The organism is Pseudomonas sp. IT-232MI5 (assembly GCF_949767845.1).
GTDB lineage: Bacteria > Pseudomonadota > Gammaproteobacteria > Pseudomonadales > Pseudomonadaceae > Aquipseudomonas.
In genome coordinates this window covers 119554-143096 of record NZ_CATKQE010000009.1, presented here as the reverse complement: position 1 = coordinate 143096, position 23543 = coordinate 119554, and the positions used below count along the sequence as shown (strand labels likewise).

The following is a 23543-nucleotide window of genomic DNA, read 5'->3' as shown; positions in this document are numbered from 1 at the left end:
GGCGGTGTCTGAGCGGGCCTCAGCGCGAGCCGGCTCACTCCTACATTGATCCCATTTCAGGGCGAGATCGCGGGCGGTTTTGAGGTCGACGGGGATGAACTGGATTTTATCGCCAGCCTTGAGCTGCCCCAGTTGCCACAGATCCGCCTCGATCACCGTCACCGGGCAGACAAACCCGCCAAGGCTCGGGCCATCCGGGCCGAGGATCACCGGCATGTCACCGGTGAAATCCACCGCGCCGATGGCATACGGATTGTCGTGAATGTTCGATGGATGCAACCCGGCCTCGCCACCGTCGGCACGCACCCATTCCGGCTTCGGCCCGATCAGGCGGACACCGGTGCGGCTGGAGTTGAAATGCACTTCCCACTGGGTTTGAAAAAAACTGCCGATGTAGTTTTCCGTAAAATATTCCGGTGCGCCGTGCGGGCCGTAAATCACCCTGATCTGCCGCACCGCTGGCAACGCGGTGATGTGCTGCTCGGTCAACTGCTGGCCAGCACTGCGGTCAGTCAGCGCAGGGATATGCAACACATCCCCGGCACGCAACGCCCGACCACCATGCCCACCAAACTGGCCGAGGGTGAAAGTGCTTTTGCTGCCCAGATAATCCGGCACCTGCAAACCACCGCGCAGGCACAGATAACTGCGTGCCCCGGCGCCGCTGATGCTGCCCAGATGCAACGTCGCGCCCGCCGGGATCAGCAGCGCGGTGTTCATCGGCACGCTTGTGCCTTCAAGCGTCAAGGCAATCGGCGCCCCCGTCACCGCGACCACTGCTGTGCAATTGAAGCGCAGCAACGGCCCGCTCATGGTGATTTCCAGCGCCGCCGCGCCGTCAGCGTTGCCGAGCAGACGATTGCCCAAACGCAGCGCGCGACTGTCCATCGGCCCCGATGGAGGTACACCGACAGCCCAGTAACCGAGGCGACCGGGATAATCCTGCACGCTGGTTTGCGTGCCGGCGCTGAGCACTTCAAAGGTGTTGGCGCGATAGACCAGACCTTCCAGGCAACGCGTCCACGGCTCACCGCTGGCGAACGGCGCGTCGAGGAGAATCTGCCGCAGGTAGTCGCGGTTGGTTTCCACGCCGTACAACAGACTGTCGCCTAACGCTTGATGCAACTCGGCACGCGCCTGTTCGCGGGTCGGCGCCCAGGTGATGACCTTGGCAATCATCGGATCGAAGTACGGCGGAATCTCGCAACCGGCCTCGACCCAGGTATCGATGCGCAGTTGAATACCGTTGGCCGGCGGGAATTCCACGGCTGTCAGCAAGCCTGGGCTCGGCTGAAAATCGCGGCCGGGATCCTCCGCGTACAGGCGCGCCTGAATCGCGTGGCCCTCGGGTTTCAGCTGACGATACAACTCGCTCAGCGGCGGTAAATCTCCCGCCGCCAGCTCAACCATCCAGCGCACCAGATCCACGCCCCATACTTGCTCAGTGACGCCATGCTCCACCTGCAACCGTGTGTTCACTTCGAGAAAGTAGAAGCGCTGCGCGTCGCTGTCGAAGACGAATTCAACCGTGCCGGCGCTGCGGTAGTTCACCGCCTTCGCCAGTTTGATCGCCGCCGCGCACAGCTCGTCGGCCATGCCGTCGGGCAGGTTCGGCGCCGGGGTTTCTTCGAGGACTTTCTGATTGCGCCGCTGCACCGAGCAGTCGCGAACGCCGAGGGCGATGACCTCGCCGCGTCCGTCGCCGAACATCTGCACCTCCAGGTGCCGGGCGCGCTGAATGTACTTCTCGATAAACACGCCGGCGTCGCTGAAGTTGTTCTGACCGAGGCGTTTCACCGCTTCGAACGACTCGCTCAGTTCGCTGGCGCTGCGGCACACGCGCATGCCGATGCCGCCACCGCCGGCGGTGCTTTTCAGCATCACCGGGTAGCCGACTTGTTCGCCGGCAATCAGCGCGGCGTCGAGGCTGTCGAGCAGTTCGGTGCCTTCGAGCATGGGCACGCCGTGTTGTTTGGCCAACGCGCGGGCGGTGTGCTTGAGGCCGAACACGCGCAGTTGTTCCGGCGTCGGGCCGATGAAGGCGATGTTCTGCGCTGCGCAGGCTTCGGCGAACGCGGCGTTTTCCGAGAGGAATCCGTAGCCGGGATGGATCGCGGTGGCGCCGCTTTGCTTGGCGATGGCGAGGATTTTTTCGACCGCCAGATAGGTGCCGGCGGCAGCGCCTTCACCGAGGCTGTGCGCTTCATCCGCGTGCAGGATGTGCAGGCTGGCGGCGTCGGCTTCGGAATACACCGCCACGCCTTTGACCTGCAGTGCGCCGAGGGTGCGCAGGATGCGGCAGGCAATGGCGCCACGGTTGGCGATGAGGACTTTTTCGAACATGGCATAACCCCTGAAGGGGAAGCGGGCCGTCCCGCTGTTTTTCGACAGACATCCGGGCCGTCCCGGATGAAAAAAACACTTCAGATCACCACCGAGCCCCTGTAGGAGTGAGCCTGCTCGCGATAGCGTCGGATCAATCAAAACTGATGTGTCTGACACACCGCGATCGCGAGCAGGCTCACTCCTACAATGGGATTTGTGCTGGTTTCACTTTTTAAGGCATTGCCCGGAACGGGCCTGGCACAGGGCGAAAAGCCAACGGCGCAAACGGCTGATTTTCAGTTCCATACCAGCAGCTCCGCAGGTGTCGGGTTGTAGGCGTTGCAAGGGTTGTTCAACTGCGGACAGTTGGAAATCAACACAATCACATCCATCTCCGCACGCAAGTCGACGTACTTGCCCGGCGCCGAAATCCCGTCCTCGAAGGTCAGCCCGCCATCGGCGGTCACTGGCACGTTCATGAAGAAATTGATGTTCGGCCCGATGTCACCTTTGCCCAGTCGCCCATCATGGGCACAGGCGCGCAGGTAGTTGTCGCGGCAGCTGTGCATGTAGCGCTTTTCCAAGGCGTAGCGCACGGTGTTGCTCTCTTGCGCGCACGCGCCGCCGAGGGTGTCGTGACGTCCGCAGGTGTCGGCGACGATGGTCAGCATCGCGTGGCCGAGGTTGGAATACAGCACGCTGCCGGTGCTCAGGTAGACGCTGTTCTGCCGACGCAAGGTGCGCTGCACGTCGTAGCGTTCCTTGGGGTTGGCGAGGCTGTAGAACAAGGTATCGACGGCCTGATTGCCTTCCAGGTCGAGAATGCGCAGGGTCTGGCCAGCCTTGACCTCCATCAGCCACGGTTCACCGGCCGGGATTGTGGCGCGGTACACCGCTGCGTCGGGTTGTTTTTGCGAAGTGGCGATAGCAACTGACATGGCAGCGATCCTCAGGCGAACAAACGGTCGGTGTTGATAAAGCCGCGCTCATTTTCCGGGCGCGAGGTGCGGCAGTGTTCGGCGACGCTGGCGTCGGCGTTCATCCAGCTCAGCTTCAGTGGTTTTGGTGCGTATTCCGGCGCCGGATCCATCGGGTGTTGCAGCGCGGTGAGCACCACCAGCGTGTCCATCGGCGCGTACAGTTCGATGTAGTCGCCGGCCTTGGAATTGCCCTCGACGAAGTGGAAACGCCCGGCCTCATCTACATTCACGCGGCTGAACAGATTGAGCGTCATCAGCAGGTCGGACAGGCCCAAACCCCACTTGCCGAGTTCCACCAACAGGTTGTCGGTGCCGTTGCGGAAGAAGCCGTTGCGCAGTTCCTGATAGCGGCCCTGGCCGTACTTTTCTGCGACCTCTTCGGCGCAGAGCACACCGCCGAGACTGTCGCTCCAGCCGCAGGTGTCGGCAGTGATTGCGGCGAGTACGCGGCCCATGTCCGAGTACAGGCAGTGGCCGCTGGTGAGTTTGGCGGTGTGTTGGCACTTGAGGCTGTCGGGCAGGTTCAGCCGCTCGGTTTTTTCATTGGCGTTGAGCAGGGTCAGGCTGACGTTGGCGCCACCGCGCAGATCAGTCAGGCGCAGCAATTGGCCGCGCTTCAACACGAAGGAACGGTGGCCGCCACCGGGGAGCATTTCTTCGGCAAACGGTGGGAACAGTTGGGTCGAATCAGTCATCGGTTTATTCATTGGAGCAGTCCTCTCAAGCGGTGCGAAGGGCGCCTGCCAGTGGCAACGGCAAGGCGTCGACGGCGGCGCGCTGGGCGCGGCGGTCGCTGTTCAAAGGGATGTCGTAGGTGATGCGTGCGCCATAGGCGCCGGGGGCGTGCGGGTCGAGGCGCACCTTGTCGAACACCAGCAGGCGGGTGCCGAGGCTGAAACCTTCGGACAGGTCGTGGGTGACCATGAACACGGTCAACTGGGTCTCGCGCCACAGCTCCAGCAGCAAGGCGTGCATGTCTTTGCGGATGCCCGGATCGAGTGCGCCGAACGGTTCGTCGAGCAGCAACACCCGCGGTTTCATGATCAGTGCCTGGGCAATCGCCAAGCGTTGCTGCATGCCGCCGGACAACTGCGCCGGGTATTTGTCGAGGGCATGGCCGAGGCCGACTTTATTCAGCAATGCCGCCGCTTGTTCGCGCGCCTCACGTTTGGCGCTGCCGAACAACCGACCGATCAGCGGCGCACGCGGCAATTCGAGGCCGAGGGCGACGTTGTCGAGCACGCTCAAATGCGGGAACACCGAGTAGCGCTGGAACACCACGCCACGGCTGGCATCCGGTTCGCTGGGCAGCGCTTGACCGTCGAGCAGAATCTCGCCGCGACTCGCGGTTTCCTGGCCGAGCAGCAGGCGCAGGAAGGTCGATTTGCCGCAACCGGACGCGCCGACCAGGGTGCAGAACTCGCCCTCGTTGACGCTCAGGTTCAAGCCTTCCAGCACCACCTGATCGGCGTATTGCTGCCAGACGTTTTTCACGGTGATGAAGCTCATTTGGCCGCCCCCTCATACCAAGGGAAGGCGCGACGGGTCAGGTATTTCAGGCCCCAATCCATCAGCCAGGCGAGGAGGGTGATCCACACCACGTACGGCAGAATCACGTCCATCGCCAGATAACGCCGCACCAGAAAAATCCGGTAGCCGAGGCCGTCGGTGGAGGCGATCGCTTCGGCGGCAATCAGGAACAGCCACGCTGAACCGAGCATCAGCCGCAACGAGATCAACAAACGCGGCAACAGTTGCGGCAACACCACCCGCAGCATCAATGTCCAGGTCGAGGCGCCGAGGGTCTGCGCCTTGATCAGCAGTTCGACGGGAATTTCCCGTGCGCGCTGTTCCAGGTCGCGAGCGAGGGCCGGGGTGATGCCGATCACGATCAGCATGACTTTCGACAACTCGCCCAGACCGAAGACGATGAACAGAATCGGCAGGATCGCCAGCGGCGGCACCATCGACAGCACTGTCAGCAGCGGCGACAACGGCGCGCCGAACAACGGCAGCGTGCCGGCGGCGATGCCCAGGCACAGCCCGGCCAATGCAGCGATGCCGAGGCCGATGGCCAGACGCCGCAGACTCGACGCGGTGTCCTGCCACAACAGGTAGTCACCGGTGCGGCTGTCGGCATTGAAGGCCAGACGTTTGACCGCGTCGCTCATCTGCACGGCGCTGGGCAGCAGTTTGTCGTTGGGGTTGTCCGCCAGGCGCTCGGCCGAACCCATGAAGTAGGCGAACAACACCAGCGCGAACGGCAGGATCACCAACAGCAGGCGACTGGGGCGATCCGGGTGGCGATTGATCAGGCGCATGGCCAAATCCTCCGTGGCTTACAGCTTGGCGTCGGCGGCCATCTGCACGTAAGTCGGATCGAAACGCAGCTTGAGGTTGCCGGTGTCGCCACTAGTCACGCCGTTGGCGAAGGCCATGCCGACCGCGCTGGTGTCTTTCGCGCCTTCGCCGAGCAAGCCGTGCTGGAAGGAGAATTCGGCGACCTTGCGCATGGTTTCCGGCAGTTGTTTGCTGGTGGCGAAGTTCAGCGCTTCGCTTGGCGTGGCGAACAGTTTGGTGGTGTCGAGTTGTGCCTGGAATCCAGCGAGGTCGGTGCCCGAAGCTTTGGCCATGTGCTCCAGCGCAGCTTTGCTCGCGGCGTTCTTGGCGTTCATCAACTCGACCACTTCGAACCACGCACCGGTGAGTGCTTTGCCCAGCGCCGGGTTGTCTTTGAGGGTGGCGCTGTTGACCACCATCATGTCCATGATCTCGCCAGGAATCTGGCTGGAATTGAACACCTCGGTCACGCCCGGTTTGGCCTTGATGTCCGAGAGCATCGGGTTCCAGGTGGTCACGGCGTTGACCTGTTCGGTGTTGAAAGCGGCGGAGATATCGGCGTCGGAAGTGTTGACCACTTTCAGGTCTTTCTCGGTCAGGTCGACCGAGTCCAGCGCGCGGGCCAGCAGGTAGTGCGAGACCGACAGTTCGACCAGGTTGACGTCCATGCCCTTGAGGTCGGCGACTTTCTTGCCGGCGCCCTTGAGGACGATGCCGTCGTTACCGTTGGAAAAGTCGCTGACGATCAACGCGGTGCTGTCGACGCCGCCGGCGGCCGGAATGGTCAGCGCGTCCATGTTGGTCATGGTGCAGCCGTCGAACTGGCCGGCGGTGTACTGGTTGATCGATTCGACGTAGTCGTTGAGCTGCACGACGTCGATCTTGATCCCGTACTTCTTCGCCCATTTGTCGACGATGCCCTGGCTGCCGGCGTATTCCCAGGGCATCCAGCCGGCGTAAATCGTCCAGCAGACGCTGAAGTGGTCTTTCTGGGCGGCGGGGGATTGCGTGCTGATGAGCGCGGCGAAGGCGGCGGCGAGCAGGGCGGGCAAACGTAGTCGGGTCATGGTGGATTCTCCAGTTGATCAAGGGCGGACAGGAAGGCAACGCGGCACCGCGAACGGTGGCTTGTCTCCCGGGCTTTTGTCCCGCCGTGTAACCTCAACTGGAGGTCGCCAACTCTCGGACCAGCCACTCGCGATTGCGAGCCGGAACCCTAGTCAGCCATTGCAAATTGTGGTGCCGCGAACCTGTGATGACTCCTGCACGGGTTTGCTAAAGCGAGACGCGTGCCAAGTTGCGTCAGGCGCTCTGGCTCGGGCGCGCGGGTGGCATCGGTTTGCAGGTGAGGGCGATGTGGCGCTTTGTGTTGGTGCGCGGCTGCACCGTCATGCAGCGTGGTTGCCGCTGATCTGATGGTTTTGCGGTGTTGGCACTCGGCATGGCTTCGCCAGTCAAAACAGATGTCAGCCGGTCTGTGCCGACTGCTGTCGCGGGTCTTTCAGGAGGCCGCCATGCTCATTCAAAAAGCGTTGCGAAGGGCGCTGCTGGGAGCGGTGCTCGGTTTCGGTCTGTCCGGTTGTTATTACTACGCCGGTCCCTACGATGCGTATCCGTCCACCTACTACTATCCCGGCTATTACTCGCCTTATTACTACGGTGGTTATTACGGGCCACGCTACTACGGCGGTGCGCGTTATTACCACGGTGGCTACGGGTATCGGGGTGGTTACGGACGGGGTTATCACGGCGGCGGATATCACGGTGGCCACCATTAATCAGCGGCTGAATGACAGCGTTTTCCAAATGAACAGGATTTCATTAATCACTTGTTTCAACTTGTTGCAGGAACGCACCAGATGCCGAAAACGCTGTCTGATTTTTCGACAGTCACCGATTAAATGACTGTCGCCTGCCAGCGTCGCTGGTGTGGCCAACCCGCGGTCCAGGAGGCCGCCATGTATAGACGAATTCTTCTGCTTGCTGCGTTGATGTTTTCCGTTGCCGGTTGCGTCCCGTACTCTTACGCGGACTCGTATTACAGCTCAGAGGTCTACACGTCACCCGCACCGGCCTACTACAACACAGGCGGCACCTATTACCGGGGTGGCAGCACGTATTACGCGCAGCCACGTTACTACCAGCCAGCCCCGCGGTACTACCAGCAACCGCGCTATTACCAATCGGCGCCGCGTTACTACCAACCGGCCCCGCGCTACTACGAAAGCCGTCGCTGGCACGACAATGATCGCGGGCGCTGGAATGGCCACCGTCGCGGCGGTTGGGATAACGACCATCGCGGTCGTGGCAACTACGACCGACACAGTGGACGCGGCGATCACAATGGGCGTGGTAACCGCTGGTAATCACCCGCAAATGAAAAGCGGCGCTTGAAGCGCCGCTTTTTTGTACCTGAGGATATCGTCAGGATGAAGACCAACTGTTAAGCGCACTAAATGACTTAAGGCCGCGGTCGCTTTGGCGCTTGAATCTGATGATCAGCGACTAGGGTCCGGTTTGATCGCTATATCAGGCACCGGCTTGTAGGACAGGCCGTAATCCACCAGTAATTCATCTCCCTTGCGAATGTCATTCAGCGCCACGTAGAAGGTCAGGTTTTTCCCCGCGGCGATGGTAATGACGTTATTCGACCTCCATGCCGGGCCATTGCCCAGTTGCGAGGTATTGATCAGGCTCAGGGTATTGCCCGTGTGCAGCGCACTCACTGAGCGATTGCCCGAACGTGTGCCGAACAAATAGGTCAGTACAGCCCGTGAACCTTGTTTGCGTATCTCCCGAAACAATGACGCTTCTGATTCGTGGAATTTGCCCGCGTACGGTCCAAGCACCTCAAATTTGGCAATATCGCGGCGCGCCCATACCGACGCGCCGCGATTGGGTCCACCGTCATCCAGGGCCGTGAGCACTTCCAGAGTCTGATCAAACCTCGCCTGATGCTGCCCTTCGGTACGCAACCAGTCTTTGATCGATTCCTTGATCTGGGTTGATACGTGTTGTTTGCTTGCGCTATCGAGACCGTCAAGCAGGCCACTCCAGTTGGCGATACGGATGTCATCAATCGGTCCCTCTACGGATAAGGTCCGGCTGATTGTCGGGTTTTGCGGGTCTTGCAGGATCGGCAATGTGTTGTCGGCTTGATGAGGCAACGACGAGGAAGCCCCAGGTTCAATCTTGATGGTGACTGGCAAGATGTCGGAAGAGGGGCCTGGAATTTCGTCGACACGCTCTGGCGCCTCGGCGGGCTTCTTCGGTTGCGGTGAGTCCAGCGAGACCGGCGCCGGGCGCTTTTGTGGCGCAATCGTTTCAGGGGTCTGGTCTTCAAAGCGTGGCAGGGTACTTTGCCCCACTCCTTCGAGACGTCTCAAGGCTGTGTCTTTTAACGTGCCGTCAATGTTGACGTAGCTCATCCATTGGCGGGGATCGAGTCCGTTCTGGCGCCCGAACGCGGTCACCGAGACGGTGTTGTCCGCAAGCCTGAAAAGCACGTCCCAGCGGCGTAAATGTTCGTCGGTAATTGCGTTGTAAGTATGGCCTGCAGCCTTGTGCATCAAGGCCTGCCCCCTTGGCCCCAGACCTCCATCGGCCCGGACATAACTGTAAAGTGTATTCGGATGAAGATGATGATGACCGGCAAAACCTTCCACGGTCATTGTGTCTCGCTCCTGCTGAGACATCTTCTGCCAGTCACGGACATGTGTTTCATCCGGCTGGTTGAAGGCCAGGTCGGCAGGACGGTCACGTACTGATATGCCGGTCGCGCTCAACTCGCCGTCAGGTTTCACGTAGTACTCAAATGTTTTCCGCGGCAGATTGTTCTGTCGGGCAAAGCCTGCGCGGGTGAGGCTCTGTCGCTCCGCTTGCGGTAACGCCAGCCAGTTCCGCAAATGTTCGGTAGTGATCCTTTGTTTGCGCAGTCTTGTGCTTTGTGCTCCGCTTTCGATACGCCGTAAGGCTGCGGTTCTGAGGGTTCCATCGACTTTGACTTTCGATTGCCATGTAGCAGGATTGAGTGAGTGCCGACGGACAAAATCTTCTGCCGTGAGGGTGTTGTCTTGCTGTCTGGAAAGCCCGTACCACTGACGCAAATGTTCATCGGTCAAAATGTTATAGGTGCCACCGGCCGCGCGGTGCAGTAGCGATTGTCCGGCTGGCCTCAAGCTTCCATTGGCGTACACATAGCCGGCAAAGGTCTCTGGTTGAAGATAATGATGACCGGAAAATCCTTGAATTGTGATGGTGTCACGCTCTTGCTGAGTCATGTTTTGCCAATCACGGACGTGCGTTTCGCTTGTCCGATTGAAGGTTTTGTCTGTCGGACGGTCGCGTACGAGTACGCCGGTTTCGCTCAATCGGCCGTCAGGCTTCACGTAGTACTCGAATGTTTTTCGCGGCAGATTATTCTGCAGTGCAAAGCCTTCTCGGGTTAGCTGCTGCTGTTCTGCTTGAGGCAGTGCCTCCCATCGCCGCAGGTGCTCGGCAGTGACCCTCTGGGTCTTGCCCTTCGGACTCTTGCCGGGCACCTCGATCTGCCGAATCACCTGCGCTTCTGCTTGCTGAAGCGAGACAGGCTGATCGATGTTTTGTCCCGCCTTATCGAGACGTTTGACAGCTTCCTCTGTCAGCGATCCATCTTGCTTGACGTGCTTCTGCCATATGAAGGGGTTGAGCTGATGTTGATGCATGAACTGCGTGGCTGTCATCGCGTTGTCCGGCTGCCTGAAGAGCGCATTCCACTGGTGCAGATAGTCATCTGTAAATGGGTTATAGGTACCCCCGGCCGCTCTGTGCAGCAGCACTTCGCCAGCCGGCCCCGGGCGACCGTCGGCCCTGACGTAACTTCTGAAGGTTGCCGGGTTCAGGTGATGCAGACCGGCAAATCCGCCCATGGTCATTACGTCACGGGCGTTCTGCGTCATTTTCTGCCATTCGCGGACATGCGCTTCGCTTGGCAGATTGAATGGCGTGTCAACGGGGCGGTCGCGCACCAGCACGCCCGTGGCGTTCAATTGGCCATCAGGCTTGACGTAATACTCAAATGTTTTGCGAGGTAGCAGATACTGTCGGGCGAAGCCGCTGCGAGTAACTTGTTGCTGTTGCGCCGTCGACAATCCTTCCCATATCCGCAAATGCAATGCGGTAATCTCCCGCCCAGCCCCTTGTGCGCCCAGTCGTTGCCACTGCTCATCCCGGAGATGCTGAATCAGCAATTCGGTTTGCCGGTTATTGTGATAGACCCGCGCCTGCACAATGCCGTCTTCCGTGCGAGTGATCTGTCTGACCTCGTACACCGCCGATTTACCGCTGCTATCGGTATGGCGTATGTGGGAGAGATGCCCATCGGCGGCAACATATACCCCTTGGCTGTTACGAGAGAGCCCGGTGATTGTGGACTCGGGCACACCGTAATGCCCGAACAGATCATGGCTCAGCTCGAGTAACTCATCGACGTGTGAAGTGATCACTCTGCCGGCGACCGCCTGGGTGACGACCGCGAAATCCTCGATCGGGCTGCCATAAGGTCGCATCGTGTTGGCATCAAATGAATACCATTGACCATTCTTCAACACGGCTGCGCCTTCCACAGTCTGGCCAGCCACTTTTATGGTGCCTGTTGCCGCCGCATCATATTGTGTGCTGACAGCTTTCAATACGTCGTAGCTGTCAGCGGCGCCCCTGAGCCGGTTGACGGCTTTGGCACCTCGGGAGAGTAGATGAGCGCCGCCGGTAGCGAGGAGTCTGGCCAGATTACCCAGGCCACCCACCGGGTTGAGCACCTCGATGGTGGCGACGCCGATAACATGAACGGTCTTCAGTGCCTTGGTCCCGGCGGAAAGAGCTGTCCTGCCGATCCTGATCAATTTTCCGGCAGTGGCGGCGCCCGCAGTGAGAAAACCGAATACATCCACTGTGAGATCAAATACCGCCTCGCCGTAGTTGCCCTTCTGAAAATTGACGATGGCGGACCTGAAGGGAATCAGGTTCAACAAAAACTCCCCTAGCGCCTTGGGCCGGTAATATTCGTCCATAGGCGTCTGCCCGCGTGCCAGCTCTTTGATTGTGGGGTCATCCAGATCAAGATGTTGTACAAAGGTATCGGCAATCGCACGGGACCGAGCGCTGTTGAAACTGTTCAAAAGTGATTCGCTGACAGTGCGTTCACGACCCAGCTCATTTGCCGCCTCACGGGGGACAAGCTCTCTGGTCGTAAAATATTTGTTGGCTTCCCTGGAATCCTGATGCTTTGCCTTGTGCGGGGCTATGCGTTCGATCGTGTCTTTATTGATGTTGATTTCATACGCGTGGAAGTGGCCGCTCAACTGCGTTCCAATGAGCAGTCCGGGCGCGTTCGGGCAGGGGGTATGGTTGAAAAAGCCATCTGACAAAAATGATCCTTGCTGGAAAAAGCTGATTTTTCCAAACTCGAAATTCTTTCGGTCCTCTCGTGGGAGCAGGGAGATCATGTGCCTGACCGTTGTATTGACAGCGGTTTTTTTAGCCTCGATGGCGCGCGTGAATTGCTGTTCGAAAGCCTCCCGCACGCCAAATGTCGGGTTACTGTTCAATGCCTCCAAGGGAATACGCGAGTCACTCGATGCCAGCGGCCGTGGATTCGGCAAATCCATCATCGCGTAATCCAGTAGCGAATGAATGCCACTAAAACCCGTCTGTCCACGCTCGCCACGATATGTATCTGTGTGGAGTGCCTTGACGTCGAAAAGCGGACCCAAATCGCCAAATCGCTCCATCAATATGGCCAGGGCAATGTCTTTTCGTGTCGGTAATTCCTTGTCCAGTATTCTGGCGGCAGCAAGCCGCTCATCCAGCTCCTGGTTAAATGTCGCTCTTATCGTTTCAAGTTGTCCGGCGGTGTAGCTGTCATCGTTTATTTTCAGGATGATTTCGTTGGCCACGGCCCAATCGAGTAACGCAGCTGTCTGAATGCGCTGGGTAGACGCAGGGTCTGCCAGGCGGGCACTTTGCGCCATGCTCATGACCTGGGCAAACGTCAAGCCGGGGACTTTGCCCGGTGTTTGAGCTTCGATGGCCATTGCTGCCATGGTCAGGTTGGCCCAAGCCAGACTGCCAACTTTCACATTCTGAGGAGTCTCTGCAATCAGAAACTGCGGGGCCAGCCTGGCCAACAAAAGGTACGCACCGGCTTTCGCCAAGTCAGCGCTGGTTCTACCTTCACGGCTTAAATGAGCAGCCAGTTCACCTGCAACTTCAGAGGCGTGCCGACCCCAATGCCGATCACTGGCCAGATCAAAGCCGGCTGTTTTGTGCCGATCAGGGGTTGTGATCGATTCGGGGTCCAGCTGCAGTGTGATGCCCGCCAGCAGGTAATCGATCGCACTGCTTGCGCTGTCAATGCCTTGCATTTTCTGTTGCAAAGCTCTGCCCATCAGTTGCCCTTGCGCACAGCCGAGCAGGGTTTCAAGTACCCGGGCAGGATCGTTCACGATGTTATCCGGGAGTGGGCAGCGATAGCGCAGAAACTCCAGCACACCGCCCTTGGTTTGCATCACCAGCGGCTGATCGCCCAAATGGTGCGCATGATTCATCGTGATCAGGCGCAAGCGCCGTTGTTCGTCTGGACTCAGTGGAATCGGCCAGGACAACGCCCCACCCGGATTACCCCGCGGTTGCCGGATGGCACTGCCGGTACCTGCGTTTGACGAGTCGATGTCGTCAGGTTCTGGCGTGGATTGATCGTCAAGGGGGAGCGGGTGAATCTGCGAAGGTGTGATTACGAGGGTATTGCCCGTCATGAGACTGTCCATAGTCAAAGAGTCGTCCTTGGGAAACGCGGGGGCGCTTCCAGCGTTCACGAGAGTAAAAACACTCCGTGAACAAACGCCATAAACCAAGTGTGAGACTTTGCGTACAGGTCAGATGAGCCCAGTGTCGCGCGGCCGGAGAGGATGTAAACGGACTTCCTGTCCAATCCGGCGATAGGCTCAGTAAACCCTCAAATCCGCCAACGGGTGCCGCACCGCTTTTTTATGCCCGTCGAAAAATCGTCCCATTAGCCTTCTCCTAGGGCATTCCCGGACGCTTCCTACAGTTTCATTTCCTTGCATTTGTTAGCGTTTGTTCCTGCCGATCGAGGTGAGCAAAACTCAGTTCATTAGCGGCGAATAAAAGGACGATGCCGCTATGAAACTTCTTGTGATTCACCAAAACTTTCCGGGCCAGTTCCGTCACGTGGTGCTGGCGGCGATTGACAGGCGTCACGAGGTTTTGGCGATAGGTCGGGATACGGCGCCGGGTATCGCAGAGGTGAAAATATATCGATACCGCGCCGCCAGCAGAGCAGCCGGCGCTATTCACCCCTATCTGATCCGTTACGAACAAGCGGTGACTGATGGAGAGAAAGTTTTTCAAATTCTGAGCCGACTGAAACATTCGGGTTATCGGCCGGACGTGATTCTTGCTCATCCCGGATGGGGGGAAACGCTCTTCGTCAAGGATGTCTATCCTGACACGCCGCTTATTCACTATTGCGAATATTACTATCGAGCGCAGGGCGCGGACTCTGGGTTCGACCCTGAATTCCCGCGAGCCACAAGAGAGTCATCAAGGCTGCGAGTGCTCAATTCGCTGCATCTTTTGAATCTCGAACAATGTGACATTGCCATTGCGCCTACGCGGTGGCAGCGCAATCTGTTTCCGGCCGCTTATCAGTCGGCCATTCGGGTTATTCACGAGGGCGTCATTCAAAGTTCTTGCTTGGCGAAAGTTGGGGCCGTCAGGTTGCCCAATGGCGTCGAGCTGAGAGCCGGGCAGCCGATCGTTACTTATGTCGCGAGGAATCTTGAGCCTTATCGCGGGTTTCACAGTTTTATGCGAGCGATCCCGCATATTCAGGCTGAGTGTCCCCATGCGCAGATAATCGTAGTGGGCGGTGATGACGTCAGTTATGGGTGTAAGCCGGTTGGCTATGCAAATTGGCGCAGCAGGATGCAGGCAGAGGTAAGTTTCGATCATTCCACCGTTCATTTCACTGGGAAGCTTCCTTACTGGACTTACCGCGCGATTCTGGACTGCTCAAAGATTCATGTTTATTTGACGTATCCGTTTGTTTTGTCGTGGTCGTTATTGGAGGCGATGGCGGCTGGGTGTGTGGTAGTAGCCTCAGATACGGCTCCGGTAAGGGAGGTGATCGTCGATGGTCACAATGGAATGCTGGTGGATTTCTTCGATCATCACGGTATCGCCAAACGTATTACCAAGGTTCTTGATTCCGTTGATGAGTACGACGGCCTGCGCAGCGCTGCGAAGTTGACGGCGAGCAGATTTGATGTGGAGTACGGCACGAAACACTACTTTGAGGTATTTGAAAACGCGATGTCCGGGCATCTCAAGAAACAGCCTGAAACTCAGTTTGACCGGGAGCTTTGAAATGCTCGGGATGTCGCGTAAGCAATGGGTTAAATGGTTTAAGAACTTGTTGAAATACGGCTTGTTTATTTATGTCTGTTACTGCGTGGTTGATTTTTATATCCGAAAAGAAGAAGTCGCTGAGGCAATGGCAATCTATTACGCGGATCAGGAGGCCTGTCAAAAGAAGCTGGCGAGCCTGAAACAGGTGCCCATACTGGGCGGCAGCTATGTGGATAAGGCTCTGGTCCCGGAGTTTTATGTGGGCATGCCTGAATTGGCGAATAAGAAAGCGTGTCTGGCCAATACGCTCAAGGGGCATTTCTGGTGGACCGGGACGGGCTTGCGCCGGTACCAGGATCAGAGCCTGAAGTCGATTCCTGAAAGTTGGCGTCTTTATAAACTGAACGCCGGGCTTTATACAAAAAAAGAAACCACCGAGCCTCATGAACGGGGCTATCGCCACATCAACTGGCCGGATGAGTTGATTGTGAAGTTGAAAAATTATCCGGGGTTAGAGATTTGGCTGGATGCTCCGCCGCCGCATTTCAAGAATGTGGATTCCGTCAGAACGTTTGTCATTACTGGCTGGCCGCGGCGTGATGGCACCCCTCGGTTGATAGACTGTGACGGTTTGATTCGCCCGGCTTCCGAGGAACAACTGACTGACGAGAAATTGGCAAGGCTCAGCAGAGCAGAATTGGAAAATCTGGATTTTGGCAAGTTGAACTTTTTCTGCACTGTCAATCTGGATAGCTTTGACTTTGCTGGGGGGCACGGCAGCGTAGACCTCGGTCTATCGTCACTACGCGAAGCACCTGAGATGCTCAAGTTTCTCAGTGATTATCTTTCACGCTCAGTTATTACAAGGAAGTAACGATGAGTTATGTTTTTAGCGATATGGAAAAAACAGCGATCTTTAACGCAGCCAGTATTTGCAAAGGTATGAGGCTTCTCTCAAAAAAAATTGAGTACGAGGCACTGGGAATAGCGGGGGCTAACTGCGCTCCCCTGTATCAAAAGCTATTCGATATTATTGGCGGAAGAGTTTCTGAGGTTACCGTTGTCGATAATGAAGCGGGAGAAATTCTGAAAAGTGCCAGGCTCTGGCTTGCCGTGGCCATTGATGCCAACGGTGGAAACGGTGCCTACTCCGCCCTGATTCGCGGTTATACGTCGCGGCAAGGTGAACTGAGATTGAATAAAATTTTCAGTGAAGAGCTGATGCAACTGTCATCGAATCAGGTCGCCGCCAATTTCATCAATACCTTGATCGACGGATCTCTCGCCGGCCGACTGGCACCCTGGACGGTGCCGTCCATTAGCCAGATTGCAGAGATTGATGCCAGTGCGATCGGCAAGGCACTGTTTAGTGAGGCTTGCGGAGAGAAAGATACAGCCGTGAGCCATAACGCCGGTTGGTCCGGGACAGTCGGGTTCAGCCTGCTGGGTGGAATGCCACCCTATGAAACCTGGAGATTAATCTCCGCTGGTGATGCGGAGCGGGAAGATGGCGGCCCACCAATTCAGGCACAAGCCAACAGGCTCGATGACTATAAAAATATTCTGTTCGCCATCGATTCATACAGTGTCGGCCTGCGAGCGGCGATCAGCAATTTCGGCATCAATCCATTGCAAAGTCTGCTTTCTGTCGTGCCGGAGCAAATCAATATCGCGCTCGCCAGTGGCAGCCTCAATCCCCTGATTCAGCATGTCGTGAAAGGCACGCCGGTTTCCGCCGTGGTCGACCTGATGTTGCGTTACGGCCAGAACGAATTTCTGGACATGTTCAAGCGCACCTACGACGGCGATTCAGCAGCGCCACCTACCACCGATGAAAGCTTCGCCACCAACGCTTACGCATTCTTCTCGGCATTTCCACCAGAGCAGTCCCAAAGCATCGTCACCCGATCAATAGGTGAATACGGAAACGCGAATTCATGGGCAAAACTGGCTGGCGAGTCGACACCCATCGGCCTGGCGCTGCGCAATTCCCTGAAGCAACTCAGTGAAATCGTCCTTGAGCGAGCTGACGATTACCCCGGACGCGGACTGGAGCTCTACGATCCGCTGACTGGCGAAGGTTTCATTACCGCGCAATGGCTTACCGATCGTGCGCAGATGTTGGCCCGTTTGATTGCCCGAACTCAGCGCTCGTTTGGAGAACACTCGCTGCAGAAGTTTTCCTACTCCGATCTCGCCTCAGCCAAACAGGTGCCGATGACCACGGGTGTGTTGAACTCGCTGGTCATGTTCGGTGATGACGGCGCGCGGTCTTTCGCGGGCGGTGCGAACACTGATCATCTTTATGGTGGCGCGGGCAATGACACGATCAACGGGCTGGCAGGTCACGATGTCATTGAGGGGGGACGCGGCAACGATTTGCTTGCCGGAGGCGACGGCAATGATGCGCTGCACGGAATGGCCGGTGATGATGTTCTGGTCGGAGGAAAGGGTAACGACTCTTTGATCGGTGGCGAGGGCAGCGACCGCTATGAGTTTTCCAGCGGTGATGGCATCGATGAAATCTTCGACGCCACCCCAAATGGGCAGCTATGGATCAACGGCTCGCCGATTCCTTCACTCAAACGTCGCGCCCCTTTGGGCAATATCTGGTCGACCGAGGATCAGGCCATCACCCTGACCCTCATCGAAGAACTCACTGAACCCACGCTCAACATCAAATATGGCCTGAACGATCTCGTCGTTATCAAGAACTTCCGCTCCGGGCTGCTTGGCATCCGACTTCCTGAATACCAAGGCCATACGGTCTCTGCTCCCGATCTGGTTCTCCAGGGCGACTGGAAAGCGAAGGATATCGACCCCAATGTTCCCGGTGATCAGTTCTCATACGATGAGCTGGGCAACGCCTTGCTATTGGCCAACGTAAAACAGAGAAACAAGGCCGATGTGCTTTACGGCTCTGCCAAGGACGACGTCATTCTCGGACTTGGCGGTTCTGATCGATTGTTCGGCAAGGATGGAAACGATCAATTGTTTGGGGATAAACAGACGACGCTCGAAAAAGCCATGGCCGCTGGCGACGTTAAAGGGAAAACAGCTCGAGGTGATTGGCTTGATGGAGGAGCAGGTCACGATTTGCTCATCGGTACGGCATCCCAAGACGTGCTTCTGGGCGGTAACGATCGGGATACGCTGATTGGAGGTGCGGGGGATGACATTTTATCAGGCGATGAAACGACCGGCGCGCTGGAGCAGAAATGGGGATTCAAACGCGTCGACGTTCTTATAGATGGTGGTGTCACCAGTCACCGAACTGTCTTTTCAAAGGCCTCCTTCAACAGTTCGACGCAGGGTGATAACGATGTTCTCTACGGCCAGGGCGGTCGTGATGTTCTCAATGGTGGATGGGGCGAGGACCTGCTTGATGGCGGAACTGAAGATGATCTTCTTTCGGGGGATGGTGGAAATGACACGCTGGCCGGAGGAAGCGGTAACGACACAATGATGGGCGATAACCTCGACTGGGGCGGTGGCCTGCAAAGCAAACACCATGGCAACGATGTATTGGACGGTGGCAGTGGCGATGATTGGCTCACTGGTAACGGTGGAGCCGATGCGATTTATGGTGGCTCAGGCAATGACACTCTCAAGGGGGATGACGATGTACTGAACGGCGTTGCCGGGGACGCCGCCCACTTTTTTGGAAATGACCTGCTGGACGGTGGTGCAGGAGACGACAAGCTCTGGGGCGGTGGGGCGGATGATCTGCTGCTCGGAGGTGAAGGTAACGACGCGCTGGCCGGGGATTATGCTGAGCATCCGGTTCGTTATCACGGCAATGATTTACTTGATGGTGGAGCGGGCGATGACACACTTCAGGGAATGGGTGGCTCCGATACCCTGATCGGTGGGGCAGGAGCTGACGCGCTGGATGGCGATGTGTCCAACCTGCAGTCAGGTGGAATCAACAATGATTACCTTCAAGGCGATGAAGGAAACGATACCCTTTTGGGCGGCTTGGGCGCCGACACGCTTTATGGCGGCGCTGATGATGACATTTTATCCGGCGACTACGAGCAGACAGCCGAGGCCGAACACGGCGCAGATTATCTGGACGGTGGATCAGGCAACGATACCTTGCTGGGCGGTGGTGGCAACGACACGTTATTGGGCGGGGAGGGCGTAGACCACCTTCGCGGCGATTCCGGCAATAACGTTTTTGATGGCGGTGCCGGTAACGACGTGCTGGAAGGCCGTGACGGCGCTGATGTTTACTACTTCGGCGCTGGCGATGGTCTGGATATTGTTACCGATGCCGGCGGCTGCAACATCATCAGGTTCGGCGCAGGCTTTTCCGCACAAAGTCTGAAAGCCGACATTATTGAAGTTGCCGTCGGCACGGTATTGCGGCTGGCCAACGGCGCGGGCGACGCGATACTCATCAAGAGTCACGAGCAGTGGAAGGATTCCACATTCAGTTTCAGCGATGGCGTTGTACTTGATTATGAGGATGTCCTGCGCAAAACATTGCCGCCGATAAAGGTGCCCGAGTCACCTGTACCGGAAGTTGTAACCGCCTCAGGAATCCAGCAAAGCAAAGTTGAAGATCCGGTTCAGCCAGACGATGTAACCATCGCGGCGCAACGCCCTGTGGCATCTGATCACCCCGTTGACTGGACTGAAAAATTCCTCGCGCAAATCAAATCCAAGCGCTACGCCCGCAAACACGCCACAGGTTTCACCTTGAGTGATCAAGGCGTCTGGGTTCGCAGTCATATCACGACTAGCGACACCGGTTACATCACTCACACCGAGCTGAGCGATGACGGCGTCGAAACGGGAACACTGTCTGACGCGCCGCCATGGATAAAGGTTGATGCAGGGCATGCCGTGGTCAGTGAAAGGCAGTCGAAAACCACAACCCGTGTCGAACATAAGCAGGTGAAAGCCGATGGGGCGATAGCCTCTTCGAGTCAGGCGCCTCGCTATTATCGATCCGGCTCGGCCAACGGCTTTTCATTCAATACCGGAGATGTATTGGTTGAAGACCGTAAGGAATCCGGCGCGCTTGAGGGCTGGTACATCTATCCGGCAGCAAGCTTCGGTTCGGGGGAAACGGTGCCCAAGGCGTTTCGCTGGGACGTCACAACTGAAACGATCAAACGCAAAATCGTCTCTGGCGACGATGCCGGCGGGCGAGTCAACGTCGAAGTGGAAAACGTTTTCCACGGCGGCGCGGGAGACGATCTGATTGTCGCTTATGCAGGCTCCCCACTTGACTACGGCACTGTCGGCGACAGAACACCGGGCGCGTTTTTATCCGCAGGTGCAGGTGACGATACCTTGCTGGGCTCCGAGGGCGCCGACTATCTGGTCAGCGGGGCAGGGGATGATTGGCTTTACGGTGAAGACGGTGCCGACACCTACATCGTGCAAGCGCACGCCGGAGCAACTACCACGATTGCGGATGTGCCGAACCCTGTTTTCCACCGAGCAGAAGTTGGCGCAGCGGGGTGGAAAGACAAGTACGGATTGATCGATCAGGACACGGTCGTCCTTCCAGCAGATGCGCAGCGCAATGCACTGCAATTGAGCTGGGGTGCTGCGCTGATAGAAACCACACATGTCGAGCTGGAACCCAACCCTGGTCGCGGGGCACACCGCAATCCGCCAAGAGCGAAAATGCTCCATCCGACACTCGATATCAATTGGGGTGGGATACAGAAAGTTCGCATCGTCCTGCCCCTCAACGGTGAACTTGAGGGGGCCGGGATTGAGCTCTTGAATTTCGCCGATGGGTCGGTCGTGAGTTTGAAGCAACTCTTGGAGTCAAGTCAGCTGGGCCCTGCGCCCGAGACTTTTCATACGGGTGTAGCCGTTAACAATTCAACGCGTTTTACGTCTCTGCGAGACGGACGGGCGCTGCCGTTAGTCGGTGGTCGAGGCAACGACACGATAAGCGGCGCGGGGGAAATCCGAGGCATGGAAGGGGATGACGTGCTCACGGGCAGCCCCGGTGATGATCTGCTGTTGGGTGGGCCGGGCAATGACACGCTGACCGGCGGCGCCGGAAATGATATCTACCGATACGATGGCCTCGGCAGGGACGTGATCATCAATCGCGGAGACGGCCTTGACGGGATCGACTTTTCCGAACGCAGGCTGACGATCGACAGCTTGAAGTTTCACCGTGAGCGCGATGATCTGGTGATCGTGGTGGATTACGGCATGGCACCGAAAATCCGGGTTTCCAATCATTTTGCCGCAGGCGAAAGCGCAATCGGCTTCATAAGAGCCAGCGAAGGAACAGCGACTCAAGACTACAGCGCGATGCAGATTGCTGAACGTCTGCACCCGCTTCCGCCATTGAGGGATGTCGAAGACATTTTGATAAAGGGCGACGAAGAAGCGCAGCGGGCGATGACGGAGATCATTCAGTTTTACGAGCTGAATGTCTGAGTCGTATGGCGACTGATTGAGCCAGCTCGCGATGGGAATCCAGTCGTCATCGCGAGCATCGCGTCAGTTCAATACTGCGTCAAATCCGCCAACGGATGCCGCCCCTCCCAAACCTTGTGAAAGTGCGCGTCAACCACCGCATCCGGCACATTGTTGATATCCGGCCAGTGCCAGTGCGGCTTTTGATCCTTGTCGATCAACCGCGCGCGAACCCCTTCGCTGAACTCCGGATGCCGGCAGCAATTGAGGCTCAGGGTGTACTCCATCTGAAAGACTTCGGCCAACGACATGTGCCGGGCGCGGATGATCTGTTCCCAGACCAGATGCGCGGTCAGCGGCGAGCCTTCGCTCATGGTTTTCGCTGCCCGGGCAAGCAACGGATCGCTGCTGTCGCGCTGCAGGCTGATGGCTTTCCAGGCGCAGGCCACATCGCTGACGTCGAGCAGTTCGTCGATCTGCTGCCGCCGTGGCAGCCACTGCGCCTCGGGCAACTGCGCCACGGCTTCCTGCTGCAGGGCCTTGAGCAGGCTGTTGAGTTGCATGTCGGTCTGTTCCTGCCAATTCAGTTGCAACAGGCCTTCGATCAGTTGCGGCTGTTGTTCGTCGAGCAGGAAGCGATCGGCCAGATCCAGATCGATCGCATCACGGCCGTTCATGTGCGCACCGGTCAGGCCCAGAAACAAGCCGAGCTTGCCCGGCAGCCGGGCGAGAAACCAACTGGCGCCGACGTCCGGATACAGACCAATGGTGATTTCCGGCATGGCCAAACGACTGCTCGGCGTGACGATCCGCGTACTCGCGCCTTGCAGCAAGCCCATGCCGCCGCCGAGCACGTAACCATGGCCCCAGCAGATCAGCGGTTTCGGATAGGTGTGCAGGCTGTAATCCAGACGATATTCTGCGCTGAAAAACTGCGCGGCCAGCGGGGGTACCTCGCCGGGGTGAGCACGACAGGCCTCGACCAGGCTGCGCACCTCGCCGCCGGCGCAGAAGGCCTTGGCGCCGTTGCCGCGCAGCAGCACGCAGACGATTTGCGGATCCTTGGCCCAGGCGTTCAGTTTGTCGCTGAGGGCGTTGATCATCGACAGCGATAGCGCGTTCAGCGATTGTTCAGCATCCAGGCTGGCGATACCGATGCGGGCGCCGTCGGTGCCGGTGAGTTCTTCGAAGTGCAGATTCATCGTGACCTCGATCGGGAATTTGAACGATCAGTATGATCGTTGTGTGGGAAAGTGCCGGATCTGCGTCAGATCAATTGACAAGCGTGGTCGGCTTTCCTAGGGTTCGCCCCATTGTTTTTGCCGGGTATGACCATGACTGCTGACGACCGTATCAAACTCGAACCGAGCTGGAAGGAGGCACTGCGTGCTGAATTCGACCAGCCTTACATGGCAGAGTTGCGCCAGTTTCTGCAGCAGGAGCGGGCGGCCGGCAAGGAAATCTATCCGCCGGGGCCGATGATTTTCAATGCCTTGAACTCGACGCCACTGGATAAAGTGAAGGTGGTAATCCTCGGCCAGGACCCGTATCACGGCCCGGGGCAGGCCCACGGTTTGTGCTTCTCGGTGCAACCGGGCGTGCCGGCACCGCCGTCGCTGGTCAACATCTATAAAGAGTTGAAGCGCGACCTCAACATCGACATTCCCAATCACGGCTACCTGCAGAGCTGGGCCGATCAGGGCGTGCTGATGATCAACACGACCATGACCGTAGAGCGCGCCAACGCCAATGCGCACAAGGACAAGGGCTGGCAGTTTTTTACTGATCGGATCATTGAACTGGTCAGCGAGCGCCAGCCGCATCTGGTGTTCATGCTCTGGGGCGCCCATGCGCAGAGCAAGCAGAAGCTGATCGACGCGACCAAGCATCTGGTGCTGACGTCGGTGCATCCGTCGCCGTTGTCGGCTTATCGCGGGTTTTTGGGTTGTGGGCACTTTAGCCGCACCAACAAGTTTCTTGAGCAGAATGGCGAGACGCCGATCGAGTGGCGTTTGCCGCCGATCTAAAAAGCATCGCGAGCAGGCTCACTCCTACAGTTGAAATGCGCTCCCCTGTAGGAGTGAGCCTGCTCGC

14 protein-coding genes and 1 riboswitch are annotated in these 23543 nt (G+C 57.8%); of the genes, 6 read left to right on the top strand and 8 right to left on the bottom strand.

What is annotated here, in order from left to right; all coding sequences use genetic code 11:
• From ACM6JQ_RS08430 to ACM6JQ_RS08405, 6 genes are all read right to left on the bottom strand, one after another.
• Positions 1-2343, bottom strand: a 2343-nt coding sequence (locus ACM6JQ_RS08430; RefSeq protein WP_414893551.1) for a 5-oxoprolinase/urea amidolyase family protein, incomplete at its 3' end; no start/stop codon positions are given.
• Between the two features lie 278 nt (positions 2344-2621).
• A complete protein-coding gene (locus ACM6JQ_RS08425; protein WP_095113798.1) occupies positions 2622-3263 on the bottom strand; it encodes an urea amidolyase associated protein UAAP2 in 642 nt (213 codons plus the stop codon).
• Between the two features lie 11 nt (positions 3264-3274).
• Positions 3275-4000, bottom strand: a complete 726-nt coding sequence (locus tag ACM6JQ_RS08420; RefSeq protein WP_042704882.1) for an urea amidolyase associated protein UAAP1 — start codon at positions 3998-4000, stop codon at positions 3275-3277.
• Positions 4001-4025: 25 nt separating this feature from the next.
• A complete protein-coding gene (locus tag ACM6JQ_RS08415; RefSeq protein WP_414893550.1) occupies positions 4026-4814 on the bottom strand; it encodes an ABC transporter ATP-binding protein in 789 nt (262 codons plus the stop codon).
• A complete protein-coding gene (locus tag ACM6JQ_RS08410) occupies positions 4811-5626 on the bottom strand; it encodes an ABC transporter permease (protein ID WP_007911459.1) in 816 nt (271 codons plus the stop codon). Before ACM6JQ_RS08410 ends, ACM6JQ_RS08415 begins: the two co-directional genes overlap by 4 nt.
• An 18-nt stretch (positions 5627-5644) precedes the next feature.
• The gene (locus tag ACM6JQ_RS08405) at positions 5645-6712 is read right to left on the bottom strand and encodes a putative urea ABC transporter substrate-binding protein (RefSeq protein WP_007911457.1); all 1068 of its coding nucleotides are present in this window, start codon (positions 6710-6712) and stop codon (positions 5645-5647) included.
• 63 nt (positions 6713-6775) lie between these two features.
• Positions 6776-6876: riboswitch (guanidine-I (ykkC/yxkD leader) on the bottom strand.
• A 283-nt stretch (positions 6877-7159) separates the two neighbouring features.
• Between ACM6JQ_RS08405 and ACM6JQ_RS08400 the strand changes: the two genes are divergently transcribed.
• Together ACM6JQ_RS08400 and ACM6JQ_RS08395 are read left to right on the top strand one after the other, a co-directional pair.
• The gene (locus ACM6JQ_RS08400) at positions 7160-7423 is read left to right on the top strand and encodes a hypothetical protein (protein WP_414893549.1); all 264 of its coding nucleotides are present in this window, start codon (positions 7160-7162) and stop codon (positions 7421-7423) included.
• Positions 7424-7603: 180 nt separating this feature from the next.
• Positions 7604-8011: a hypothetical protein gene (locus ACM6JQ_RS08395; RefSeq protein WP_007911452.1), complete on the top strand. Its 408-nt coding sequence runs from the start codon at positions 7604-7606 to the stop codon at positions 8009-8011.
• 132 nt (positions 8012-8143) lie between these two features.
• Here ACM6JQ_RS08395 and ACM6JQ_RS08390 read toward each other — a convergent pair whose 3' ends face one another.
• Entirely contained in the window at positions 8144-13435 is a 5292-nt protein-coding gene (locus ACM6JQ_RS08390) for an SET domain-containing protein-lysine N-methyltransferase (RefSeq protein WP_414893548.1), read from the bottom strand.
• Between the two features lie 388 nt (positions 13436-13823).
• Here ACM6JQ_RS08390 and ACM6JQ_RS08385 point away from each other — a divergent pair, with 388 nt between their 5' ends.
• The 3 genes from ACM6JQ_RS08385 to ACM6JQ_RS08375 are packed head-to-tail and all read left to right on the top strand — an operon-like array spanning position 13824 to position 21470.
• Complete coding sequence (locus tag ACM6JQ_RS08385; RefSeq protein ID WP_414893547.1) at positions 13824-15068, top strand: glycosyltransferase family 4 protein; 1245 nt, start codon at positions 13824-13826, stop codon at positions 15066-15068.
• Position 15069: 1 nt separating this feature from the next.
• Entirely contained in the window at positions 15070-15924 is an 855-nt protein-coding gene (locus ACM6JQ_RS08380; RefSeq protein ID WP_414893546.1) for a hypothetical protein, read from the top strand.
• Between the two features lie 2 nt (positions 15925-15926).
• Entirely contained in the window at positions 15927-21470 is a 5544-nt protein-coding gene (locus ACM6JQ_RS08375) for a calcium-binding protein (RefSeq protein ID WP_414893545.1), read from the top strand.
• Positions 21471-21538: 68 nt separating this feature from the next.
• Here ACM6JQ_RS08375 and ACM6JQ_RS08370 read toward each other — a convergent pair whose 3' ends face one another.
• Positions 21539-22651: an enoyl-CoA hydratase/isomerase family protein gene (locus ACM6JQ_RS08370; RefSeq protein WP_095113792.1), complete on the bottom strand. Its 1113-nt coding sequence runs from the start codon at positions 22649-22651 to the stop codon at positions 21539-21541.
• A 132-nt stretch (positions 22652-22783) separates the two neighbouring features.
• On the opposite strand from ACM6JQ_RS08370, the gene ung reads away from it, so the two are divergent.
• The gene (ung, locus tag ACM6JQ_RS08365) at positions 22784-23476 is read left to right on the top strand and encodes a uracil-DNA glycosylase (protein WP_007911441.1); all 693 of its coding nucleotides are present in this window, start codon (positions 22784-22786) and stop codon (positions 23474-23476) included.
• The last annotated feature ends 67 nt before the right edge of the window (positions 23477-23543 follow it).